This is a genomic window from Micromonospora echinospora (assembly GCF_014203425.1).
Classification (GTDB): domain Bacteria; phylum Actinomycetota; class Actinomycetes; order Mycobacteriales; family Micromonosporaceae; genus Micromonospora; species Micromonospora echinospora_A.
In genome coordinates this window covers 2,710,740-2,732,517 of record NZ_JACHJC010000001.1, presented here as the reverse complement: position 1 = coordinate 2,732,517, position 21,778 = coordinate 2,710,740, and the positions used below count along the sequence as shown (strand labels likewise).

Genomic DNA, 21,778 nt, shown 5'->3' with positions numbered 1-21,778 from the left:
CGGTCACGGGATCGCGTTTGTCGCGGCGTGCGCGGCGTCGGCGAACGGCACGTCCCGCCGGACCCCGCTCGCGGTCAGGCGCCAGGTGCCGCCCGCGTACTGGCCGGGTGCCCAGGACAGGCCGCCGGCGCGCCACAGCAGTTGCCAGGCGGCCATCGCGTGGCCGGCGTCGTACCAGGTGTTGTCGCCGCGCCAGGCCGACCCCCACCGGTGCGACGCGACCACCGAGAGCCCGTCGCCGGTGCTCATCGTCCAGCGGGGCATGCCGGTGACGTCACCCGTCGGCCGCGCCTCCACCGCCGGGTCGCCGACCAGCGGGGACGCGCCGTCGATGTTGAACGCCACCTCCCACACCGCTGCGGTCGGCCACCCGTTCACCGACCAGGTGACGTCGCTCTGCAACCCGGGGCCGGTCCACCGGGGCGTCACGGTGAGCAGCCAGTCGGCGGTGACCGGCTCGTCGCCGAACGGGATGCCGACCAGGTTGATCCGGGAGCCGTCGGCCGAAACGTCGACCCGGGCCGGGGCGCCGGCCCGGTCGGTCACGTCGAACCGGCCGACGGCGAGGTACGGGCCGGTGCCCCGGTGCGACGAGTCGAGCGCGGGCCGGTAATTGCCGGCACCGGCCGGGTCCACCGCCAGCTCGGCGATCCGGGCGCTGGGCCAGGTGCGCACGTCGGCGCGCAGGAAACCGGTGGTCACCGTCCAGCCGCGCGCCACCACGCCGGTCGACCAGGTCAGCGGCGCCAGCCAGAGCCCGCCCTGACCCCAGCCGGCGTGGGTCAGGTACCAGTTGGAGCCGTCCACCACGACCTCGGCGGCGTGCGCGTCCAGCACCGTCACCTTCTCCGCGCCGTCGAAGCGCAGCGGGTCGCGGCTGCGGTAGACGGCCGTGCGCCGGTACGCGGCGCCGTAGTCGGTGCCGTCGCAGCAGACGAAGAGGTACCACCACTCCCCCCGGCGCACCACGAACGGCGACTCGGTCTGCCCGCCCGCCCGGCCGGTGTGCGGCGAGGTGTAGGCGATCGCGCGGCCGCTCCACGAGCGCAGGTCGGTGCTGGTCCGGTACGCCACGACGTGGTTGCCGCCGGACGGGCTCGACGTGGCCGTGTAGTACATGACCCAGCGGTCGCCGACCCGGGTCACCATCGGGTCGCGGCCCTCCCACCCGTCGGTGAACAGCGGGTTGGCGGAGCTGCGGGTCCAGGTGAACAGGTCGGTCGAGGTGGCCAGGTGCATGCGGTACCGGGCGTAGTCCGGGTTCCCGGCCGCGTAGAACATGTAGTAGACGCCGCCGTGGTGGACGACGTGCGGGGCCCAGATCCACTGCTCCCCGGCCCCGGGGTCGGCGGCCAGCGCCACCGGCCGTTTCGTCCACGGGCCGCTCGGGGTGGGCGCGGTGGCGTGCCCGAAGACCTTCTCGTCCTGCGGCGCGCCGGGTTCGGCGTGGGTGATGCCGAACAGGTGCCACACACCGGTCTGCTGGTGCCGTACCAGCGTGTGGTCGTTGTAGTACCAGGTCGTCGACTCCCCCGCGCTCGGGTCGTAGACGCGGGTGGACGCGCCCCGCGCCGGCGTCTCGCCGAGCGTCTCGTACGGCGTCGTGGTGACCGCCGCGAGCGGGCCGACGCGGCGCAGCGTCACCGTGTCGAGCCCGGCGAAGAATCCGGTGGAGGACGCGGACCGGCCGGTCACCGTGACGGTGAGGCGGTGCGTGCCGGCCGCCAGCGACGCCGAGCCCAGCGGCACCGCGCCGGTGCGCTGCACCGCGCCCGCGTACCCGTCGAAGAGCTGGCCCACCGCGACCCCGTCGACGGCGAAGCGCAGCGTGCCGTAGTCGCCGGCCCGGGTGAGCACCGCGCCGAGGTCGTACTGCCCGGCCGGCACCGACGGCAGGGTGAGCGTCACCGAGTCACCGGCGCGGGCGCCCCGGAACCACAGTTGCCGTCCGCCGGACCAGCTCACCCCGCAGCAGTCGGCCTGCGCGCCGACCGGCGCGGTGGCGGAGACGACGGCGAGCGACTCGGCTTCGAACCGGACCGGGTCGTCGGCCGGTGCCGGTCCGGCCGGGACGGCGGCCAGGCCCGCCCCGAGCAGGAGCGCCGCGAGGACACGTCGGGCCCGCATCACGACACGCTCGGACGGGGCAGGTCGGTGCCGGGGGCGAACTGGTCGTGCCAGCGGTTGCCCGGTGGGCCGAATCCTCCGCCGGTGGAGAGCGAGACGAACACGTCAGCGGTCAGGCCCCTGGTGAACGTGACCACGTCGGCCCGCCCGTCGCCGTTGAAGTCCCCCACCCCGGGCAGTTCGTCGCCGAAGGCGAAGTGGTCGTGCCACTTCCAGGAGTGCTGCACGAAGCGGCCGCCGTCGGAGAGCGACACGAACACGTCGCCGGTCGTACCCCTGGTGAACGTCACGATGTCGTCCCGGCCGTCACCGTCCACGTCGCCCACCGCCGGCAGCTCGTTGCCGACGGCGAAGCTGTCGTGCCACTTCCAGCCGTCCTCCACGAAGCGGGTGCCGTCGGAGAGCGACACGAACACGTCGCCAGTCGTACCCCTGGTGAACGTCACGATGTCGTCCCGGCCGTCACCGTCCACGTCGCCCACCGCCGGGAACTCGTCGCCGAGCGCGAAGTGGTCGTGCCACTTCACACCGGGCCCGAAGCCGGAGCCGGTGGAGAGCGCCACGTAGACGTCGGCGGCGGCGCCGCGGGTGAACGTGACGATGTCGGCACGACCGTCGCCGTTGACGTCACCGACCGCCGGGATCTCGGCGCCGACGGCGAAGAAGTCGTGCCACTTGACCCCGGCGGCGTACCCGGCGCCGGTGGAGAGCCCGACGTAGACGTCCGCGCTGTCGCCACGGGTGAACGTGATGACGTCCGCGCGGCCGTCGCCGTTGACGTCGCCGGTGAGCGGCACCTCCGCGCCGACCGCGAAGAAGTCGTTCCAGGGCCGGCTGTCCGGCACGAAACGGGTGCCGTCGGAGAGCGAGGTGAACACGTCGGCGGCGGCGCCGCGGGTGAAGTCGACGGCGTCGTCGCGGCGGTCGCCGTCGGCGTCGCTGGTGTTTCGGGTACGGGTGGTGGCCGACACCTCGGCCGAGGGCGCGGCGGCGTTGCCCGACCCGTCGACCGCCACGACGCGGTAGTAGCGGGTCTGCGCGGCCGGCAGCGGACCGTGCCGGAACGTGGTGGCACGCGTCGTGCCGACCAGGTTGGCGGGAGTGATCGTCGCCCCCGGGCTCCGGGACGCGTAGACGCGGTAGGAGACCACCCCGACGTCGTCGGCGGAGGGGGACCAGGTCAGGCCCAGCGCGTGCACGCGCCCGCCGGCCAGGGCGAGACCGGCGACCGGGGCCGGGGCGGCGGTGTCGGTGAACGGCGCCACCATGCTGTCGGCCAGGTACCGGGCGGCGGTCCAGGCCGGCGCGCCGCTCGCCGGGGTGAGCTGGACGGTCACCGCCGACCGGCCCGCCGTCAGCGCCGCCGGCAGCACGAACTCGTCGGCCAGCCAGCGCTGCCTGTCGTTGCCCAGCGGCTGGAGCCACACCCCGGCCGGTGTGCCGTCCACCGACACGGCCGCCTGCTGGTAGCCGCCGGCCTGGTCGCCGTGGCGGCGCAGCCGTACCCCCTGATTGGCCGGGTCGATCGCGAGCCGGAAGCGGACCGGGGCGGTCGTCGCGCGGACCTGGCCGGTCTGCGGGACGTTGTCGTCGTCGCCCTCGAACGCGGCGGTGAGCGCGGTCTGGGTCGCCCCGGCGTCGGTGTACGCGTGCGCGGCGCGGCTGGCGGCGTCGCCGGTGACGACGGTGTCGGTCCGGCGCGTGGTGACGGTGCGCTGGGTGTAGAGGAACGCGGTCGAGGCGTACTCGGCGGGCATGTCGTTGGCCGGTCCGTGCTCGATGCCGAAGCGCAGCGCGGTGCCGTAGGCCACCGCGTCGCCGATCATCAGCCGGTAGGCGGCGTCGCACTCGTCGGCGCATCCGCCGCCGCGGACCAGGTGTGCGGTGTTGCCGGTGAAGACGCCGCTGTACTCGCCGCGGTTGAAGTACCAGCCCGACTCGTAGAAGTCCTCGGTGCCGGTGCCGTAGATCTGCGGCGTGGGCGATCCGTCCACGTACACCCGCTCGTCGCCCTCCAGGTAGTTGCGGGTGTTGCCGCCGATGATGTGGCCGCGCATGGTCTGCGAGACGCCCACGAACCGGCCCCGGCCGGACTGGTCGGCGATGATCCAGTCGGCGCCGCCGACCGTCTCCGCGCGGCGTGACTGGGTGGTGAAGTAGCCGGCGCTGCCGTCGGCGGCGAGCCGAGACGTCCACTCGGCGCCGGGCGCCGACGTCACCTCGACCTCGACGCCGCTGACTGTGGCGCCTGTCGTGTTGACGAGCGTCACGGCGGCGGCGGTGCGGAACGGCATCGGCCACCAGGCGCTGTACCAGCCGCCGGGCACGGAGTCCATGGCGAACATCAGCGACCGGACGGTGCGCTCGCCCAGCCCGGCGCCGAAGAACTCCCCGACCGGGCTGTCCACAGTGGCGCGCCCGTCGAACGTCATCCGCAGCCGCAGCCCGGCGAGCGTCGGCGCGCCCGCCGCGGCGTCCGGTACGCGCAGCCGCAGCGCGGTGATCGCCCGCGGCCCGGTCAGCGCGGCCAGCGACACCTGGCCCTGCGCCGGGGCGGTGACGGTGGCTCGGGTGGTGGCGGCGCCGGCCTGGGCGGGCTTCGGGTCGCGGGTGCCGGCGGCGCGCAGCAGCGTGACCACGTCGGTGGCCGGGTCGGCCGGGTCGAACCGGGACACCCCTGCCGCGTCGGCGAAGGTGCGGTAGGCCACGTGGTGGAACAGCGGGTTGTTCTGGGTGGTGATCCGCATGGACTCCCGGTAGGGCATCGGCACCTTGACGGTGACGCCGCCGGACGTCTGGTCGGCGTTGCTGACGAGCGGCGCGACGAACGGGCTGCCGAGCCGCCCGTCGACCAGGTCCTGGAGGTCGGCCTGGACGACCACGACGCCGTCGAGTTCGACGCGGATCCAGCCGGTGGCGCGGACGTTGCCGTCGTCGCGGGTGAACCAGATCGACTGCACCTCGCCCGGGCCGCGCGCCTCGGCGATCACGCAGCCGCCGCTCTGGCGCAGGCACGACCAGGTGCCGACGAAGCCGTCGTCGTTGGAACCGTCGCGGCCGAAGCTGGAGAACTGGTGGGTACGGCTGCCGGCGGCCAGCTCCGGCAGGCGGTCAAGCCGCCGGTAGGCGTCCCAGCCGATCGGGCCCTTGTCGTCCGCGACGGCGAGAGCGGTAGCGGGCGCCGACGTGGCGGCCGGAGCGGCGGACGAGGTCGCGGGCACGGCCACGGCCAGCAGCGCGACTGCTGCGGCGCCGGCCCAACGGCTGAAGCGGAGCCTCATCGGTGTCCCTTCCGAGCGCCGTGAGATCAGCGAGAAATCGATTGCTGGCGAGTTAACTTCCCGACTTCCACGGTTGTCAATACCTTGCGCCCGGCTTTCCTCCGGGGCAGGAATCTTCACGGCACGCCGGCCCCTGAGCCGCCCAGCCCGGCCCGGCGGAACCGGCGCTGAAGGAAGTTTTCCGCCGACACGAACCACCCCGGCGGGTATTGACAGGCTCCGAAGTCTGCGGTTTCACTTCTCCTCAGCGCCACCGTCCCGCCGATCGGGACGCCAGCCGCCCCTCCTCCGACGCGAACTGTCAGGGCCCGCCCATCGGCGACACCGGCCCCTGGCCTGACGCGCCCAGGCGCCGCTCTGCCAGTGCATCCCCTCCGATGAGGAGTTTCCGCATGCCCAGGTTCCCGACACGTGCCGCCCGGCGCGCCCTCGTCGCGCTGCTCACACTGGCCGCGGCCACCCTCACCGCGGTCGTGGTCACCCCGTCACCGGCGCTGGCCGCGCCGAACTTCAAGGCGCCGTTCCCGTGCGGGCAGCGGTGGACGTACAGCCACCACAGCGCCGAGGTGCGGCAGGCGCTGGACTTCGTCCGGGCCGACGGCGGCGTCACCGGCGGTACGCCCCAGGTGGCGTCCGCCGCCGGAGTCGCCCGCCGCTACTCGCAGCCCAGCGGCGCCGGCAACTACATCGTCATCGACCACGGCGGCGGGTGGACCACCTACTACTTCCATCTCAGCGCCTATTCGGTGCCCGACGGCGCCTACGTGCAGCAGGGGCAGCAGATCGGGATCACCGGCAGCACCGGCAACTCCTCCGGGGCGCACGTGCACTACGAGCAGCTCTACAACGGCGTCGGCCAGGTCATCTCGATAAACGGCGTCTCGCTCGCGCCGTATCCCGGCCAGTACAACCAGAGGTTCCTGGTCAGCGACAACTGCGGTACGCCACCGCCGCCGCCCGCGCCCCGGTATTTCGGTGGTTCGCCGACTGATTTCAACGGTGACGGCCGGGATGACGTGGTGGCGTTCACGCACGGCTCACTCGCCGACGCCTACGTGGCCACCTCAACCGGTTCGTCGTTCGCGGGAACATCGGTGAAGTGGCACGACTGGTTCGCGTTGTCCGGGGAGACCCCGTTGACCGGAGACGTCAACGGCGACGGACGAGACGACGCGATCGTGTTCACCCACGGCACCACCGCCGACGTCCACGTCGCCCTGTCCACCGGCACATCATTCGCCGCATCGGCGAAATGGCACGACTGGTTCGCCCCCGGCACCGAAATCCCCGCCGTCGGCGACGTCAACGGCGACGGCCGCGACGACATCATCACCTTCACCCACGACACCAACGCCGACGTCTACGTCGCCCTGTCCACCGGCACCGGCTTCACCGGCACCGCAATCAAATGGCACGACTACTTCTCCATCGCCGGTGAATTCCCCGCCCTCGGCGACGTCAACGGCGACGGACGCGAGGACATCATCACCTTCACCCAAGGCCCCGCCACCGCAGCCGACGTCATCGTCGCCCTGTCCACCGGCAGCGGCTTCGGGACACCACAGACATGGCACGACCTGTTCGCCGTCGGCACCGAACAACCCCGCGTCGGCGACATCAACGGCGACGGACGCGACGACATCGTCACCTTCACCTGCAACACCGACGCCGACGTCTACGCCGCCACCTCCACCGGTTCGTCGTTCACCGGCACCACCATCAAATGGCACGACTTCTTCTGCCTACCCGGCGAATTCCCCTACCTCGCCGACGCCAACGGCGACGGCAAAGACGACCTCATCGTCTTCACCAAAAACACCACAAACGACATCTACGTCGCCCTGTCCACCGGCACCACCTTCAGCCCCTCCACCAAATGGCACGACTACTTCGGCCTCACCGACGAAACCACACTCTGACCCCCATCGACTCCCAGGAGGATTCATGTCGCACGACCGGACCACTCCCCCCACCGTGAGCCGCCGCCGCCTGCTCACCGGCGCCGCCGCGGTCGCGGCGACCGGCGCCCTGGCCGGGGCCTTCACCGCGCCGTCCGCGGCGAGCGCGGCCGCCGTCGACGGGTTCGGCCTGCGCATCGTCGGCCGCAACGAGAACGGCGGCCGGTTGCAGTACTATCGCTTCGCCACCGACGCGATCGAGTGGGATCCGGCGGTGAACGTGCTGCTGCCCGACGGCTACCACACCAGCCGCAAGCGTTACCCGGTGCTGTACCTGCTGCACGGCGGCCAACAGGACTTCCGCACGTTCCACCTCCAGGACAACATCATCAACCTGACCGCCGGCCGCGAGGTCATCGTGGTCATGCCGGACGCCTCCACCGGCTGGTACAGCAACCCGGTCACCAGCAACACCGGACCGCGCAACTGGGAGACCTTCCACATCGCCCAGTTGCTGCCCTGGATCGACGCCAACTTCCGCACCTTCGCCGAGTACAACGGCCGCGCCGTCGCCGGCTTCTCGATGGGTGGCTTCGGCGCGCTGAAGTACGCCGCGAAGTACTACGGCCACTTCTGCTCGGTCAGCGCCCACTCCGGGCCGGCGAGCCTGCGGCGGGACTTCGGTCTCGTGGTGCACTGGGCGAACGCCACCTCGGCTCTGCTCGACCTCGGCGGCGGGACCGTTTACGGCGCGCCCCTGTGGGACGAGGCCCGGGTGAACATGGACAACCCGGTGCAGCGCATCGAGAGCTACCGCAACAAGCGGATCTTCCTGGTCGCCGGCACGTCCCCCGACCCGATCAACTGGTTCGACACGGCGAACGAGAGCCAGGTGCTGGCGGGCCAGCGTGAGTTCCGGAGCCTGCTCGCCCGGGCGGGCATCCCGCACGAGGGCCGGGAGGTCCCCGGCGGGCACTACTTCCGCCACGAGCAGTTCGTCGACGACCTCAACGGGATGATGGGCCGGCTGCGCCGGGCCGGCTGACCCACCGGGACCACCGCGTGTCGTGGGCCGTCGCCGTCCGGCGACGGCCCACGGCACCGGCGTCGGAGGGCTGGCGCCGCCCCCGTTCACCAGGGATGACATGGCGGGAGCAGGCGAGAAATGCCCGTGCTCCCCCTCGCACAGGTGCGGGCATGTTCGATAGGATCGAACATGCCGGTCGGATCCCCCGCCACCGCAACAGGAGGTCCTCGTGCGGTCCATGGACAGTCAGCCGCCGTCGGAGCAGGCCGCCCCCGGTGGCGCCGCGGACGAGAGCACCCCGGCGGGTGTGGTCGGCGCCCGGATCCGGCGGTTCCGCAAGGAGCGCGGGCTCACGCTGCGCGGCCTCGCCTCCCGCTCCGGCCTGTCGATCGGCTTCCTGTCCCAGGTCGAGCGCGGCATCTCCTCCATCGGCCTGACCGCGCTGGGCAGCGTCGCCAAGGCGCTGGACCGCTCGGTCGCCGACTTCTTCGACGCCGGCAACGGCACGTCCGACAGCAACGTCTCGCAGCTTCCCCGGCACTTCACGCTGACCAGGGCGGAAACGTCGGCCACCCAGTACGTGTCCGGGCAGCAGACCTACCGGATGCTCTCCGACCGGGGGCCCGACCTGCTGCTGGAGCCGATGCTCGTGCACATCGCGCCCGGCGGGCGGCGGGAGAACGCGTACGGCCACCGGGGCGAGGAGTTCGCCTACGTCATCTCCGGTGAGCTGCTCTACGAGGTCGAGGGCGTGGAGCATCGGCTGTGCCCGGGCGACAGCGTGCACCTGCGCTCGTCGGTGCCGCACCAGATGTACAACGACACCGACTCGGTGACGACAGTGGTCTCGGTGGTCACGCCCCGCCTGTTCTGAGGCACGCCGAACTCCGCGCTTGTTCACCGGCGTGAACAAGCGCGGAGCAGACGCCGGACGGTCAGCCGCCGATCGCGGTCATGGTGGCGTGCCAGATGTCCGCGCCGGGGTCGATGACGGCGAAGTGGTCGCCCGGCCGTTCGAGGTGGCGGATGTCGTCGCCCGCGTCGGCTGCCGCCACGGCGTAACGCCGGTTGGCGTCGACCAGGTCGAGACTGTCCGCCGTCCCCTGCACGAGCAGGGTCGGCACACCGACGGGCAGCCGGAGCATCGGGTCGCTCTCGGCGTACCGCCGGGGCACTGTCGCCGGTGAGCCGCCCAGCGCCGCGGAGATCGCGCCGTCGCCGAGGAAGCGCCGGTCGCCCTCGGTGAGGTCGAGCACCCCGGCCAGCGACACCGCGAGCGCGACACGCGGCCCGCCCGTACGCGTGGCGAGGTCCGCCGCGGCGCGCAGCGCGAGCTGCCCGCCGGCTGAGTGGCCGAAGACGACGATCCGGTCCAGGTCCAGCGGCCGGTCGGTGGCGAGGTCCCGCAGCACGGCGATACCGGCTTCGACGTCCTGTGTGGTCGCGTCCCAGCCGTGCCGGTCCGGGCGCCGGTACTCCAGGTTCCAGGACGCGTAGCCGCGGGCGGCCAGGTCGACGGCGAGGGCGTCCATCAGGTCCGCGCCCCAGATCGACCGCCAGAACCCGCCGTGCAGCAGCACCGCGACCGGCGCCGGCCCGGTGGGCGGAGTCGACGGCAAGCGCAGGTCGCCCCACTGCTCCGGGTCGGGACCGTAGGCGATCCGGTCGGCCGGCGCGCGGAAGCGGTGCACGGCGTGCCGGATCGCCCAGGTCACGCCCCACAGCCCTCGGCCGGCCAGATGGACCGCGCCGGGCGCCGGCGTCTCGACGGTGAGGTCGTACCAGACCGCGTGCGGCGGCTGTGCGCCGATCAGCGCGCGGGCCGGTGGGGTGGGGCCGGGCAGCACCACAGCGGGGCCCTGCGCGGCGGCGAGCAGCGACCGCAGCTCGTCGGCCGAGGCGGCGGTGACGACCTCGCCGGTGACGTCCAGCTCGGCACAACTGGTGGCGACGAGCGACGCCAGCAGCTCGGCGTCGGCCACCAGCCCGGGGCCGACCACGACGGTGAGCCGCACCGGACTCACCTGCGCAACAGGGGCAGGACGGCGGAACCGAGCAGGTCCACGCCGCGCTCGTCGGTCAGACCGTGCGGCGTGCCGAACTCCACCCGGCGCACGCCGGCGTCGATGAGCGCCTGGGCCTGCACGGCGACCTGCTCCGGGGTGCCGGAGAAGGCGAACCGGTCCAGCACGTCGTCCGGGATCAACCGGCCCGCGGCCTCGTCCTCGCCCGCGTCGACCAGCTCGCCGACCCGCTTCACCAGGTCGTCGGGGAGCACGACTGTCGGGTCCAGTTCCGCCACCACCGCCAGGTACATCGCCACCTCGGTGCGGGCCTTGGCCCGGGCGGCCTCACCGTCGGTGTCGACAACTGTCACCGCGCCCAGCACGATTCCGACGTCGGAGACGTCCCGGCCGGCCTTCTCCGCGCCGGCCCGCAGCCGCTCGCGGATCACCGGCACCATGTCCGGGTTGGCGCTGCCGCCCACCTTGATCTCGTCGGCGATCCGGCCGGCCAGCGCCGCGCCCTGCGGACCCCACGCGCCGAGCAGCAGCGGCGGGTCGGGCCGCTGCACGTCGTAGCGCAGCGCGGTGCCGGCCTCCAGCGAGAAGACCCGGCCGGTGAAGCCGCTGCGGTCACCGCGCAGCAGGCGGTAGACGACCTGGACCGCTTCCTCGATGGTGGTCAGCGGTCGCGGCTGCGGCAGGCCGACCGCGCCGAGCCAGGTCCCCCGGGCCAGCCCCAGGTAGGCCCGTCCGTGCGAGGCCAGGTCCAGGGCGGCGATCTGACCGGCGATCTCGTACGGGGCCATCGAGTACGGGTTCAGGCAGGCCGCGCCGAGGCGTACCCGTTCGGTCGCCTGCGCCATCTCCAGCAGCGGGAAGATCGGCGGCTGGTACATCAGGTCGCCGAAGACGGTGAGCACGTCGAAGCCGTGCGCCTCGGCGGCGCGGGCCAGCCGGGCGTACGCGCCGGCCGGCTTGTCGCTCTGCAGGCCGAGTCCGATCTCGACTGTCATGTCAGGTCCGCCGAGTTCATCGTGCGCCGGCAGGTCCGTTCCACCTTCATGACGAGCCGCTCCTCCGGGTCGGGGCAGATGAAGTGGGAGTCCTGAGCCAGCCAGTCCCCCGGCGCCAGGTCACGCTGCTTGGCTGCGAGGAAGGGCAGCACCGACGCGAGCGCGTACACGCAGAAGTGCTTTCCCTCGGGCAGCCGCAGGTGCGCGCTGTTCGTGAGTTCGAAGTGATCGCCGACCGCCATGCCGCACACCGACCGGCCTTCGATCCGGTCGACTGTCACCTTCAGGTCGTAGATCTCCATGTCGCCGTCGGCGGTGTCGCTCACGGCCCCTCCCCTTCGTCGATCCGTACGATGATCTTGCCGGTGGTCCGGCGTTCGGCCAGCTCGGTGAGCGCCCCGGGCGTCTCGTCGAGCGACACGACGCGGCTGACCGGCGGCCGGACCGCGCCGGAGGCGCACATGTCGAACAGCTCCTGGTAGGCGGCCTCGACCGCGGACGGGCGCTGCCACGGGTACTGCGAGCCCCAGGACAGGCCCACCAGCGTCGCGTTCGCGGCCATCAGCCGCAGCGGGTCGACGGGTGGCGGCGCGCCACCGGCCGCGCCCACCGCGACCAGGCGGCCCTCGAAGGCGAGGCATTCCCAGGAACGGGCGAAGACGTCGCCGCCCACCGGGTCCACCACGACCTCCACGCCCCGGCCGCCGGTGGCCTCCCGCACGGCGGCCACGAAGTCCTCCGCCGTGTAGTCGATCGCCACCTCGGCGCCCTGGTCGCGGCAGATCGCGGTCTTGGCCGGGCCACCGGCGGTGGCGAGGACCCGGGCGCCGCGGGCGACCGCGAGCTGGATGACGGAGATGCCGACACCGCCCGCGCCGGCGTGCACCAGCACTGTCTGCCCGGCGGTGACGCCCGCCCGTTCCAGCGCGAACCACGCGGTCTGGTAGGTGACCGGCAGCGCCGCCGCGGTGACCGGGTCGACTGTGGACGGCCGCGGCACCACCACCGCGGCGTCCACAGTGACAGTCGTGCCGAGCGCGCCGCGCGGCAGCGCCGGGCAGGCGAGCACCTCCTGACCCAGCAGGTGCCCGGCCCCGTCGCCGGCGGCGACGACCCGCCCGGCCGCCTCCACCCCCGGCGTCATCGGCGGATCCGGCCGCACCGGGTACTCGCCCCGGCAGAGCATGACGTCGAGGAAGTTCAGCCCGACCGTACGGACGGCGAGCCGCACCTGGCCGGGGCCGGGCGGCGGGTCGTCGGGCAGCTCGGCGACCGACAGCACGTCCGCCGGTTCACCGGTCCGCTCGGCGACCAGCCGCCGGATCATGCCGCGCCCACCGGTTCCCGGACCAGCTCGGCGTGGTGGTGCACGATCACCCAGCGGCCGTCGACCCGGCGCACCACGTCGGTCACCCGGGTGATCTCCGGCTCGTCGTCCGGGCCGAGCTGCGCGACCAGCTCGTACCGGGCCACGCCGAAGTCGTCCCAGACGTCGATGCGCTTGCCCCGCGCGGCGAGCACCGCCAGCCGGGGCCGCTGACCGGCGGCGTCCCGCTGGGCGCGGTACTCGTCCAGCTCGGCCCGGGTCCGCAGCGGTCCCGGCAGGTGCGTCTCCCAGGTGGTCACCTCGGGGTCCAGGTGCGTGTCGAACCGCTGCTGGTCCCCGGCGAGGAACGCGTCGTACATGTCGTCGATGCCGGCGGCGATCTCCGCCGCGCCTGCCTGCGCGAAGGTCATCGCGTCTCCTCCTGGTTGCGGTCGTCGCGGGCGATCTGCCCGCCCTTCATCACCCACCGCACGTCCCGGAAGGCCGAGGTGTCGGCCAGCGGGTCGGCGTCCGTCGCGATCAGGTCGGCCAGCTTGCCGACCTCGACAGTGCCGAGGTCGGACTCCGCGCCGAGCCACCGGATCGGGCCGAGCGTGCCGGCGTGGATGGCCCGCGCGGCGCCGATCCGCTCGGACATGTACTCCAGCTCCCGGATCGAGGCGGTGGTGCCCTCGAACTCCCAGAACGGGGGCATGTCGCTGCCGAGCAGGACCTCCACCCCGGCGGCGATGGCCATGTCGAAGCTCTCCAGGTGCCGGGGGCCGGCGCCGAGCGAGCGGCACTGCATCCACTCCGGCACGCCCAGCTCGTCGAAGAACTCCTTGCAGCGGGTCACCAGCAGCGTCGGTACGAGCGCCGTGCCGCGCTCGGCCATCCGCGCCGCGACCTGCGGGGTGAGCTGGTAGCCGTGCTCCACGCAGTCCAGTCCCAGCTCCACGGCCGCGCCGATCACCTCGGCGGGCCCGGCGTGCGCTGTCACCTTGCGGCCCCACGCGTGCGCCGTCTCGATCACCGCCGTCATCTCGTCGGCGAACAGCTGCGGCGTGTGGATGCTCTCGTGCTCACCGGCGATGCCGCCCGAGATCATCACCTTGATCAGGTCCGCGCCGGCCTTGATCTGGCTGCGCACGCCGTGGCGGAAGCCCACCGGGCCGTCGCACTCGAGCGTGTCGTTGCTCTCGTGCCCGTGCCCGCCGGTGCACACCAGCGCCCGGCCGGCCGTGTAGATGCGCGGGCCCGGCACGCGCCCGGCGTTGACCGCCCGCCGCAACGCGAAGTCGGCGTGGTCCTTCTCCGCCACGCAGCGCACAGTGGTCACGCCGGCGTGCAGCGTGCGCCGCGCCCCGTCGGCCATGTAGTGCGCCAGGTCGTAGGGGCCCATCCCCTTGACGTTGTCGCCCCCGGAGCCGGGCAGCGACAGCGAGAAGTGGGTGTGCATGTTGACCAGGCCGGGCGTCACGTACGCGCCGTCGAGGTCCACCTCGGTCAGCCGGCCGCCGGCGCGCGCCTGCGCGGCCACCTCGGCGTACGGGCCGACGGCGGCGATCCGGTCACCCCGGACCCACACCCCGGCGCCGGTCACGGGCGCCATGCCGTCCACCACTCGGGCGTCCAGCACTGTGCAGTTGCCGAGCAGCATGCTCGGCTGCTCGGGCGAATAGGCGGCACTCACGCGATCACTCCATAAACGTCTCGGGCGGCCCGGGCGGAGACGTAGCCCTCGGCCACGTCCCGTCGCACCGCCTCTGGATCCCGACTCCTCGGGTCACCGTGCCCGCCGCCACCGGCGGTCAGCAGCGTGACCCGATCCCCCACCGCCACCGCGGTACGCCGGGTGCTCACCCGGTGCTCACGGTCCGTGCCCGGAAAGACGACCACCTGGTTCGGCTCCGGCTGCGACCCGCCGGCCAGCGCCCACGGCGCGCTCTTCGTCTTCTTGATCACCGTCAGGAACTCACCCGGCGTCACGAACCGGATGTCCCGCCGCAGGCCGCAGCCGCCCCGGAACCGGCCCGCGCCACCGGAGTCGGTACGGATCTCCACCCGTTCGAAGAACATCCCCGTCTTCGACTCCAGCACCTCGACGGGCGTGTTGCGCGCCTGGGTCTGGCAGAGGTGGTTCGCCGGTCCGATCCCGTCGTGCCGGGGCGTGCCGCCCCAGCCGACCGGGTCGTTGTTGCTGACGGCGAACATGTCGCCGGTGTCCGGGTGCCGGCCGACCATCATGAACCCCGGCACGTCGCCGCCGGAGGAGGCGGCCAGCCGGTCCGGCATGCCCTGCGCCAGCGCCTTGAGGATCAGCTCCAGCGCGACGGTGCCGGTCCACTGGGTGAACGTGGCGGCCGGGTACTGCGCGTGGAACAGCGTGCCGGGCTCGGCGCGTACCCGCAGCGGCGCGAAGTGCCCGGCGTTCGTCTGCTCGTGCGGCGTGGTGACGCCCTTGAACGCGACCCGGCAGGTGGCGATGGTGGCGCCCAGCGGCAGGTTCACCGGTCCGGGCACCGCCGGCGACGAGCCGGCGAAGTCCACTGTGAACTCGCCGTCGGCGACGGTGACTGTGACCCGCATGAGGATCGGCTCGTCGGTGACGCCGTCGTCGTCGAGCCAGTCCTCGGCGGTCCAGCTGCCCTGCGGCAGCGCGGCCACCGCCTCCCCGGCGCGCTGCGCGGCGACGTCGATCACCCGGTCGACGACCGCGTCCACCACTGCCGTGCCGTACTCGCGGTACAGCTCGGTCATCCGCCGCTCACCGGTACGCAGCGCGGCGATCTGCGCGTTGAGGTCACCGATGACCAGCTCCGGCATCCGCGAGTTGAACCGGATCAGCTCGTGGATCTCACGCACCGGCTCGCCCCGGTCGTACACCTTCGTGCCCGGGAAGATGATCCCCTCCTGGTGCATGTCCGTGGAGTCGAGCACGTAGCCGGGATCCTTGGCGCCCAGGTCCATCCAGTGCGCCCGGATGCACAGGAAACCGATCGGCTCCTCGCTGCCGGGCAGCACGACCGGCGCGAACATCGTCGCGTCGTACGTGTGCGCCGCGTTCCAGTACGGGTAGTTCAGCAGCACCACGTCGCCGCGGCGCAGGTTCTCCCGGCCGACGTACTCCACGCCCTTGCGCAGCGAGTAGTCGTTGGCGCCGAGGAAGCGGGACAGCCCCGTCGACTCCGCGACCAGCCGCAGATGCCGGTCGTAGATGGAGATGCCGAAGTCGTACACCTCGTAGATCACCGGGTTGAACGCGGTGCGCACGAGCGCTGCCCGCATCTCCTCGGCGGCCGAGACGAGATGGCTGCGGACGACCTCGACGGTTGCCCCGTCGACCGTCGGCTCACCCATCGACGTCCACTCCGTAGACGTCCCGGGCCGCCTCCCGGGAGACGTAGCCCTCGGCCACGTCCCGCCGCACCGCCTCCGGGTCGCGGCTGCGCGGGTCGCCGTGGCCGCCGCCACCGGCGGTCAGCAGCGTGACCCGGTCGCCCGCGGCCACCGTCGTGCGCTTGGTGCTCACGCGGTGCTCGCGGTCGGTGCCCGGGAACACCACCACCTGGTTCGGCTCCGGCTGCTCGCCGCCGGCCAGCGCCCACGGCGCGCTCTTGGTCTTCTTGATCACGGTGAGGAACTCGCCCGGGGTCAGGAAGCGGATGTCCCGGCGCAGGCCGCAGCCGCCCCGGAACCGGCCCGCGCCACCGGAGTCGGCGCGGATCTCCCAGCGCTCGAAGAACATCCCGGTCTTGGCCTCCATGACCTCGATCGGGGTGCCCCGGCCGGTGCTGCCGGAGACGTGCGTGGCGGCGTCCATTCCGTCGTGCTGCGCGGTGCCGCCCCAGCCCACCAGGTCGTTGTTGCTGACCGCGAACATCTTCCCGGTGTCCGGGTGCAGGCCGACCATCATGAAGCCGGGCACGTCGCCGCCGGAGGAGGCGGGCAGCAGGTCCGGCATGCCCTGGGCCAGCGCCTTGAGGATCAGCTCCACCGCGACGATGCCGGTCCAGAGCGTGAACGTCGGCTGCGGGTAGACGGCGTGGAACAGGCTGCCCGGCTCGGCCCGCACCTCCAGCGGCGCCACGGTGCCGGCGTTCGACGGCTCGTCCCGCGACGTCAGCGACTTCAGCACGACCTTGCAGATCGCCTCGGTCGCCCCGAACGGCATGTTGATCGGGCCGCGGGTGGCCGGCGCCGAGCCGGCGAAGTCGACGATGAAGCGCCCGTCGGCGATGGTCACCGTGACGCGCATCTTCACCGGGTCGTCGGTGATGCCGTCGTCGTCCACCCAGTCCTCGGCGGTCCAGGTGCCCTGCGGCAGCGTCGCCAGCGCCGCGCGGGCGCGGGCCTCGCCGTCGGCGATGATGTGGTCGACCGCCTGGTCCACGGTGTCCCGGCCGAACTTCTCGATGATCTCCAGCATCCGGCGCTCGCCGGTGCGCAGCGCGGCGATCTGCGCGTGCAGGTCGCCCAGCACCGCGTCGGGCATCCGCGAGTTGAAGCGGATCAGCTCGTGGATCTCGCGCACCGGCTTGCCCCGGGACACGACCTTGGTGCCCGGGAAGATCAGCCCCTCCTGGTGCATGTCGGTCGAGTCCAGCACGTAACCGGGGTCCTTGGCGCCCAGGTCCATCCAGTGCGCGCGGACGCAGAGGAAGCCGACCAGGTCGCCGTCCGCGTCGGGGTCGGACTCGTCCGGCCGGAACACCGGCGCGAACAGCGTCGCGTCGTACGCGTGCGCCGCGTTCCAGTACGGGTAGTTGAGCAGCACCACGTCACCGCGGTGCAGGTTCTCCCGGCCCACGTACTCCACGCCCTTGCGCAGCGAGAAGTCGTTCGCGCCGAGGAAGAACGTCAGGCCGGTGGCCTCGGCGACCAGCCGCAGGTCGGCGTCGTACATCGACAGGCCGAAGTCGTGCACCTCGTAGATGACCGGGTTGAACGAGGTACGGATGAGGGTGGCCCGCATCTCCTCCGCGGCCGACAGCAGATAGCTGCGGACGACCTCGACCTGGGCTCCGTCCAGCGTGGTCATGCGGCTTCCTCCAGGGTGACGAGCAGGTATCCGTGGTCGTCGACGGTGACCCGCTGGCCGCTGGGCACCACAGTGGTGGAGGTGCCCTCGTCGATCAGCGCCGGTCCGTCGAAGGTGTCGCCCGGCTCCAGGTGGGCTCGGTCGTAGACCGCGAACGGCACCACCGCCTGCTGCCCGAAGTCGTACGCGTCGCGGTGGGTCAGCAGCGCCTGCGACGGGTCGCCGTCGCCGCGCGGCCGGGTCTGCAGCTCCGGCCGGTCGGTGCCGCCGATGCCGCGCACCCGCAGGTTGAGGATCTGCAGCGGGTTGCCCATGGTGTGGCCGTACCGGGCGCGGTGGGTCTCGTCGAACGCGGCGCGGATCGCGTCGCGGTCCAGCTCGCGCCCGACGGTGACCATGAGGCTGTGCTCCTGGCCCAGGTAGCGCAGCTCGAACTGCCGCTCCAGCACCGCCTCGCCGGCCGGCACGCCCTGCGCCACCAGCGACGCGACCGCCTCGGCCTCGACCGCCTTGAACAGCTGCTCCAGCTCCGCCAGGTCGGCGTCGTCGAGCGTGGCCATCACGGTACGGCTGAAGTCGTTGACGATGTCGGCCGAGAGCATGCCCCAGGCGGAGAAGCCGGACGGCGCGAACGGCACGATGACCTCGCCGATGCCCATCTCGCGGGCCAGCAGCGGGGCCAGCAGCGGCCCGGCGCCGCCGAACGCCAGCAGCGCGAACTGCCGGGGGTCGTGACCCCGTTCGACGGTGATCTGGCGGACCGCGCCGACGGTACGGGCCAGCAGCACGTCGAACACGCCGGCCGCCGCGTTCTCCACGGTGAGGCCGAGCGGCTCGGCGAGCTGCTCGGCGATCGCGGCGCGAGCCTCGGCGGCGCGCAGCCCCATGGTGCCGGCGAGGAAGCGCTCCGGGTCCATGTAGCCGAGCACCACCGCGGCGTCGGTGACCGTCGGCCTGGTGCCGCCCCGGCCGTAGCAGACCGGTCCGGGGTCGGCCCCGGCGCTCTGCGGGCCGACCTTGAGCAGGCCGTGGTCGAGCCAGGCGATCGAGCCGCCGCCGGCACCGATGGTCCTGATGTCGTACGTCGGGATGAGCAGCGGGAAGTGCTCCAGCTGGGCCTCGTACGCGGCGACCGGGTTGCCGCGCTCGATCACGCAGGCGTCCAGCGAGGTGCCGCCGATGTCGAACGTGAGCACGTTGTCCCGGCCCAGCTCGGAGGCGACGTACGCGGCGCCGACGATGCCGCCGGCCGGGCCGGACAGCACGGTGTGCGTGGGTGCGGTCTTGGCGACCGCGCTGGTCATCGAGCCGCCGCCGGACCGCATGATCAGGAAGCGCCCGCTGAAGCCGCGCTCGGCCAGGCCGGCCTCCAGCTCGTCCACGTACCGCTCGAAGATCGGCCGGATGTACGCCTCCAGCACCGTGGTGCTGGTCCGCTCGTACTCCCGGTACTCGCGCACGATGTCCGTCGACAGCGACAGGCTGACCTCGGGGAACTCCTCGTGGATCAGGCGCGCGGCCTCCCGCTCGTGGCTCGGGTCGAGGAACGAGTGCAGGAAGCAGATGGCGATCGAGGTGACCTGCTGGTCCACCACGAGCGTGCGGGCGGCTTCCCGGACGCTGTCCGGGTCCAGCGGCTCCACCACCCGGCCCCGGTAGTCGAGCCGGCCCCGCACCCCGGCGGTGAAGCGGCGCTGCACCAGGCTCTCCGGCCGCTGGTACTGGAAGTCGTACATGTGGTCGGACGGCACGTTGCCGCGACCGATCAGGAAGATGTCCCGGAAGCCCTCGTTGGTGATGATGCCGGTGCGGCCACCACGGCGTTCCAGCACCGCGTTGAGGCCGAGCGTGGTGCCGTGGATGAACAGCTCCACCTCGGACAGGTCGGTGCCGAGCGCGGTGATCGCGTTGAGGACACCGTCCGCGGGCCGGGCCGGGGTCGTCGCCGCCTTGCGGAAGCGGACCCGGTTGGTGCGCGTGTCGAGTTCCATGGCGTCCACGAAGGTCCCGCCGATGTCGACGGCGAGCCGGATGGGGCGACGGGTCATGGCGTGACAGCCTGCCTTCCGATGAGGGCGGGAAGCTCGGGAACGCGCCAGCAGGCGGCCCGGCTCTCGCCGTACGACTGAAGCTCCTGCTGCTCCGATCGGCACCGGTCGGTGACGAACGGGCACCGGGCGGCCAGTGGGCACCCGGTTGCGGCGTCGGCTTCCTCCAGGTCCTTGACCAGCTCGACGGCTTCGCCGTCGGACCCGGCCGTCCCGCCGAGGCGGGGGGCGCTGCCCAGCAGCGCGCGGGTGTACGGGTGCCGGGGCGTGTCGAAGACGACGTCCACCGGACCCTCCTCGACCACCCGACCGAGGTAGAGCACCACGACGCGGTCGGCGAAGCCGCGCACGGTCGCCAGGTCGTGGGAGATGAAGACGGAGGCGCGGTCCGCGTCGGCGGCCACGTCGGCGATCACGTCGAGGATCTGCGCCTGGACGGTCACGTCCAGGGCTGACGTCGGCTCGTCGAAGACGATCAGGTCCGGCTCGCCCACCAGCGCGCGGGCGATGCCGATGCGCTGGGCCTGACCGCCGGACAGCTCGTGCGGGTACCGCTGCAGGATCGAGCGGTCCAGCTCCATCCGGTCCAGCACGGCGGCGACACGCTCGGCGCGTTCCGCCGGGGTCAGGCCCGCGGCCCGCAGCGGCTCGGCGATGGAGTCGCCGACGGTCCGGCGCGGGCTCAGCGAGCCGATCGGGTCCTGGAACACCAGCTGGGCGCGGGTTCGTGCCCGGCGCAGCGCCCGGCCGCGTGGGCGGGGCCGGCCCGTCTGCTTGACCAGGGCCTGACCGGCGACTGTGACAGTGCCGGACGTGGGCGCGACCAGGCCCATGACGAGCTTGGCCAGCGTGCTCTTGCCGCAGCCGCTCTCGCCCACCACGCCCAGCGTCTCACCCGGACCGAGCCGCAGCGTGACGCCACGCAGCGCGTGGTGCCCGCCGGAGCCGAACCGGCTGCGATAGACGACGTGCGCGTCCTCGATCTCCAGCACGGCGGGCTTCGGGTCGGCGCCGGCCGGCTGGGCGCCGCCCGCGTCCGGCGTGTGCGGCGCGGACGGCACGTCGGCGTCGAGCGGCCGGGTCTGCGGGTGGAAGCAGGCCAGCGACCAGTCGCGGCCGCCGGGAATCGGCTGGGTGGCCGGCCGCCGGGACGAGCAGGTGCGGTCGGCGTGCGCGCAGCGGGCGACGAACGGGCAGTTCTCCGGCGCCTGGGTGAGCAGGGGCATGGCGCCGGGGGTGGCGACGACCGGCCGGCCGCCGACGTCCGGCACCGACCGCAGCAACGCCCGGGTGTACGGGTGCGCGGGCTCCCGCAGCACCTGCGCCGCCGGCCCGCTCTCCACCACGGTCCCGGCGTAGAGCACCACCACCCGGTCGCAGACCTCGGCGATCGAGGCGAGGTCGTGCGAGATCAGCAGCACTCCCCGGCCGTCGGTGTCGGCGGCGTGCCGGAACTGGCGCAGGATCTCCCGGGTCAGCGTCACGTCCAGGCCGGTGGTCGGCTCGTCGGCGATCAGCAGATCCGGGGCGCAGCCGGTGGCCAGCGAGATCATCACCCGCTGGGCCATGCCGCCGGACAGCTCGTGGGCGTACGCGTCGAGCCGCCGCTGCGGGCTGCGGATGCCGACCGCCTCGAACAGCTCGCGCGCCGCCTCCCGGGCCCGGTCGCCGGACATGTCCTGGTGGGTGGCGAGCCGGTCGACGAGCTGCTTGCCGATGGTGCGGGTGGGGCTGAGCGCGCCGCGCGGGTTCTGGAAGCAGATCGCCACCCCGCGCCCGCGGTGCGCGGCGAGCGTGGCGTCGTCCATGCGCAGCACGTCGGAGTCGCCGAACAGCACCCGGCCGGTGGCGTGCGAGCCGCCGGGCAGCAGCCCGACGATGGCGCGGGCCACCATGCTCTTGCCGCCGCCGCTCTCCCCGACCAGGCCGACGACCTCGCCGGGGCGTACGGCGAAGGTGACGCCGCTGAGCGCGGCCACCTGCCGGCCGGGTCGCCGGATGCTCACCGAGAGGTTCTCGATCGACAGCATG

15 protein-coding genes are annotated in these 21,778 nt (G+C 72.9%); 3 read left to right on the top strand and 12 right to left on the bottom strand.

All coding sequences use genetic code 11. The annotated features are described in order from the left end of the window. Positions 1–3 precede the first annotated feature (3 nt). Both FHU28_RS12955 and FHU28_RS12950 read right to left on the bottom strand, forming a co-directional pair. Positions 4–2,127: a family 43 glycosylhydrolase gene (locus tag FHU28_RS12955; RefSeq protein ID WP_184683964.1), complete on the bottom strand. Its 2,124-nt coding sequence runs from the start codon at positions 2,125–2,127 to the stop codon at positions 4–6. Beyond that, on the bottom strand, positions 2,127–5,408 hold the full coding sequence (locus tag FHU28_RS12950; RefSeq protein WP_184683962.1) for a DUF2961 domain-containing protein: 3,282 nt from the start codon (positions 5,406–5,408) through the stop codon (positions 2,127–2,129). The genes FHU28_RS12955 and FHU28_RS12950 overlap by 1 nt, the downstream gene beginning before the upstream one ends. A gap of 392 nt (positions 5,409–5,800) precedes the next feature. Between FHU28_RS12950 and FHU28_RS32290 the strand changes: the two genes are divergently transcribed. The 3 genes from FHU28_RS32290 (at position 5,801) to FHU28_RS12930 (ending at position 9,207) form a co-directional block, all read left to right on the top strand. Further along, positions 5,801–7,327, top strand: coding sequence for an FG-GAP-like repeat-containing protein (locus FHU28_RS32290; protein WP_221453187.1), 1,527 nt, complete (start codon positions 5,801–5,803; stop codon positions 7,325–7,327). Between the two features lie 25 nt (positions 7,328–7,352). Continuing rightward, on the top strand, positions 7,353–8,351 hold the full coding sequence (locus FHU28_RS12935) for an alpha/beta hydrolase (protein WP_184683960.1): 999 nt from the start codon (positions 7,353–7,355) through the stop codon (positions 8,349–8,351). Between the two features lie 220 nt (positions 8,352–8,571). Further along, entirely contained in the window at positions 8,572–9,207 is a 636-nt protein-coding gene (locus FHU28_RS12930) for a helix-turn-helix domain-containing protein (RefSeq protein ID WP_221453940.1), read from the top strand. Positions 9,208–9,268: 61 nt separating this feature from the next. On the opposite strand, the gene FHU28_RS12925 is transcribed toward FHU28_RS12930, so the two are convergent. The 10 genes from FHU28_RS12925 to FHU28_RS12880 are packed head-to-tail and all read right to left on the bottom strand — an operon-like array spanning position 9,269 to position 21,777. Further along, positions 9,269–10,348, bottom strand: coding sequence for an alpha/beta fold hydrolase (locus FHU28_RS12925; protein ID WP_311773574.1), 1,080 nt, complete (start codon positions 10,346–10,348; stop codon positions 9,269–9,271). A 5-nt stretch (positions 10,349–10,353) separates the two neighbouring features. After that, entirely contained in the window at positions 10,354–11,352 is a 999-nt protein-coding gene (locus tag FHU28_RS12920; protein WP_184683954.1) for an LLM class flavin-dependent oxidoreductase, read from the bottom strand. Next, positions 11,349–11,678, bottom strand: a complete 330-nt coding sequence (locus FHU28_RS12915) for a TIGR04076 family protein (RefSeq protein WP_073827356.1) — start codon at positions 11,676–11,678, stop codon at positions 11,349–11,351. The genes FHU28_RS12920 and FHU28_RS12915 overlap by 4 nt, the downstream gene beginning before the upstream one ends. Then, positions 11,675–12,679: an NADPH:quinone oxidoreductase family protein gene (locus FHU28_RS12910; protein WP_184683952.1), complete on the bottom strand. Its 1,005-nt coding sequence runs from the start codon at positions 12,677–12,679 to the stop codon at positions 11,675–11,677. The genes FHU28_RS12915 and FHU28_RS12910 overlap by 4 nt, the downstream gene beginning before the upstream one ends. Then, on the bottom strand, positions 12,676–13,089 hold the full coding sequence (locus FHU28_RS12905; RefSeq protein ID WP_064447407.1) for a nuclear transport factor 2 family protein: 414 nt from the start codon (positions 13,087–13,089) through the stop codon (positions 12,676–12,678). The genes FHU28_RS12910 and FHU28_RS12905 overlap by 4 nt, the downstream gene beginning before the upstream one ends. Next, positions 13,086–14,351: an amidohydrolase family protein gene (locus FHU28_RS12900; protein ID WP_184683950.1), complete on the bottom strand. Its 1,266-nt coding sequence runs from the start codon at positions 14,349–14,351 to the stop codon at positions 13,086–13,088. Before FHU28_RS12900 ends, FHU28_RS12905 begins: the two co-directional genes overlap by 4 nt. Further along, the gene (locus FHU28_RS12895) at positions 14,348–16,018 is read right to left on the bottom strand and encodes a hydantoinase B/oxoprolinase family protein (RefSeq protein ID WP_184683948.1); all 1,671 of its coding nucleotides are present in this window, start codon (positions 16,016–16,018) and stop codon (positions 14,348–14,350) included. The genes FHU28_RS12900 and FHU28_RS12895 overlap by 4 nt, the downstream gene beginning before the upstream one ends. Next, positions 16,011–17,699: a hydantoinase B/oxoprolinase family protein gene (locus FHU28_RS12890; RefSeq protein ID WP_184683945.1), complete on the bottom strand. Its 1,689-nt coding sequence runs from the start codon at positions 17,697–17,699 to the stop codon at positions 16,011–16,013. The genes FHU28_RS12895 and FHU28_RS12890 overlap by 8 nt, the downstream gene beginning before the upstream one ends. Next, positions 17,696–19,747 (bottom strand): hydantoinase/oxoprolinase family protein, encoded by a 2,052-nt coding sequence (locus FHU28_RS12885; RefSeq protein ID WP_184683942.1) that lies wholly within the window; start codon positions 19,745–19,747, stop codon positions 17,696–17,698. The genes FHU28_RS12890 and FHU28_RS12885 overlap by 4 nt, the downstream gene beginning before the upstream one ends. Further along, positions 19,744–21,777 (bottom strand): ABC transporter ATP-binding protein, encoded by a 2,034-nt coding sequence (locus tag FHU28_RS12880; RefSeq protein WP_184689486.1) that lies wholly within the window; start codon positions 21,775–21,777, stop codon positions 19,744–19,746. The genes FHU28_RS12885 and FHU28_RS12880 overlap by 4 nt, the downstream gene beginning before the upstream one ends. Position 21,778 lies beyond the last annotated feature (1 nt).